This is a genomic window from Plesiomonas sp. (genome assembly GCF_051650925.1).
Classification (GTDB): Bacteria; Pseudomonadota; Gammaproteobacteria; order Enterobacterales; family CAMTGL01; genus Plesiomonas.
Genome location: NZ_JBOFRH010000566.1, coordinates 1 through 2,276, shown reverse-complemented (window position 1 = coordinate 2,276; position 2,276 = coordinate 1). Strand labels below are relative to the sequence as shown.

The 2,276-nt window shown below is 50.5% G+C and carries 2 protein-coding genes and 1 pseudogene; all 3 read right to left on the bottom strand.

Going from position 1 to position 2,276, the window contains the following annotated elements:
* Nucleotides 1–698: nucleotide sugar dehydrogenase (locus ACRC27_RS13405; RefSeq protein WP_438640112.1), on the bottom strand; the 698-nt coding region annotated here is incomplete at its 3' end.
* Nucleotides 688–1,827: a non-hydrolyzing UDP-N-acetylglucosamine 2-epimerase gene (gene wecB / locus ACRC27_RS13400; protein WP_438622733.1), complete on the bottom strand. Its 1,140-nt coding sequence runs from the start codon at nucleotides 1,825–1,827 to the stop codon at nucleotides 688–690. The genes ACRC27_RS13405 and wecB, both read right to left, overlap by 11 nt.
* An 89-nt stretch (nucleotides 1,828–1,916) precedes the next feature.
* A pseudogene (locus ACRC27_RS13395) lies at nucleotides 1,917–2,276 on the bottom strand (ECA polysaccharide chain length modulation protein); the annotation flags it as partial.

Here is a 2,276-nt window from a genome sequence, read left to right as displayed (position 1 = left end):
CAGATAACCGACAGCTCATTGGCAAAGGCAATGTTTACATCACGGAAGCTGTTTTCGGTCAGCTTGCACATTTCGGCAGTACGTGAGTTAGTAATTACACACTCACCTTGTACAAAGATCTTATACAAGCTGGCTGCGCGCTCAGAACAGCGTGGCGTCATTCCGCCAATGACCCGATCATTTTGAATCAGCTCAACCATCACCTTGCCCGGCAATACACGCTCAGGGCAGTAGGCAATGCTGATATCTGCCGCATCACCCGCTTGTGGTGGGAAGCTCAAGTCAGGACGAGCAGCCATCAGCCACTGTGCCATTTGTTCTGTTGCAGTAACTGGTGAGGTGGACTCTAAAATGACCAGATCGCCTTTTTTCAGCACCGGAGCAATCGAGTTGGCTGCCGCTTCGACGTACACCAGATCCGGCTCGTAATCCCCCTTAAATGGGGTGGGTACGGCAATTAAAAAGGCATCAGCCGCTTCCGGCGTAGTACTGGCGCGCAAAAATTGGCCTTCAACGGCCTCTTTAACCACGCGGTCTAAATCAGGCTCAACAATGTGGATTTTGCCCTGATTGATGGTATCAACCGCATGCTGGTTAATATCAATACCGATTACTTTTTTCTTCGCAGACGCAAACGCTGCGGCTGTCGGCAGGCCAATATAGCCCAGACCTATCACAGAAATGGTTTCAAAGCTCATGGCGAGTCACCTGATTATTCATTAATGCATCAAGAATTCGTTGGCAGGCATGCCCGTCACCATACGGGTTATGGGCACGACTCATGCGATGGTATTCGTCGTTATCACTAAGCAGACGCGAAACTTCAGCAACAATGGTCTCGACTTGCGTACCGACCAATCTGACCGTTCCGGCCGCGACCGCTTCAGGGCGTTCAGTCGTATCACGCAATACCAAGACCGGTTTCCCCAGTGACGGCGCCTCTTCCTGAATACCGCCAGAGTCGGTCAGGATCAGGTAAGCACGGTGCATCAGGTAAACAAACGGCAGATAGTCTTGCGGATCGATCAAAATGACATTATCAATACCGCTTAAAATACGGTTAACCGGTTCACGTACGTTCGGGTTGAGGTGCATCGGGTAGACAATCTGTGCATCGGGATGCTGACGGGCAATGTGCGCCAGCGCAGTACAGATCCGCTCAAACCCGCCACCAAAACTCTCTCGGCGGTGGCCAGTGACCAAGATCATCTTGGTATCTTCCCGTAAAAACGGATAGCGCGATTCAACGCTGTGCAGCAGCGCCGGATCATTGAGCAGCTTATCTCGCACCCAAAACAGCGCATCAATCACCGTATTTCCGGTGACAAATATCTGTGGTTCAGGAATATGTTCTTGGCGTAAATTTTGGTGTGACGTTTCAGTCGGGGCAAAATGGTAGTGTGCCAGATGACCGGTCAATTTACGGTTACCCTCTTCTGGCCACGGCGAGTAAAGGTTGCCCGTTCGTAGCCCCGCCTCAACATGTCCAACCGGAATTTGGTGGTAAAAGGCCGCTAAACTGGCTGCCATTGTGGTTGTCGTATCACCGTGAACCAGCACTACATCAGGCTGAAACTCATTAAGCACCGGTTTTAAGCCTTCAAGAATACGGCAAGTAATCTCGGTTAGCCCTTGACCTGGACGCATGATATTCAGATCAAAATCAGGGGTGATCTCAAACAGCTTCAAGACTTGATCGAGCATCTCACGATGTTGCGCGGTGACACACACCTTCGCTTCAAACGCAGGATGCTCGGCTAAAGCATGAACGAGCGGTGCCATTTTAATGGCTTCAGGACGCGTACCGAAAACGGTCAACACTTTCACAGCAATACTCTTTATTTTGTTGTTTGGTCGCGCTATTTGACTAGCAGCACCTAAAAGTAGGGGGCAATGGTATTGCCCCCAGACCCGGTTTACTGGGCTGAAATACGACGAGCAATCACAATACCTGCACCGGTCATCGCACCAATAAAGCCCCACAGGATAAATAAGAATACCCGGCGTGGTTTATCGCGCTTAACTGGCTCAACAGGGGTGCGTAAATAGCGGAATGTTTCGATGTTATTATCAAGTTTAGGTGTTATCGCCAAGCCTGCCAGTACCGCTTTGTTCTGGGCATAATCCACATCAAAGTTGGCAGCTTGCAAGGTTTCATTGGCCGTTTCGTTTACCGCTTCATTGTCAGCGCTCTTGGCAGCATGGGTATCGGCCGCCGCTTGTTTACGCTGATATACCGCTTGTGCAACAGAGGTCTGACGCGCAACCAGTGCTTT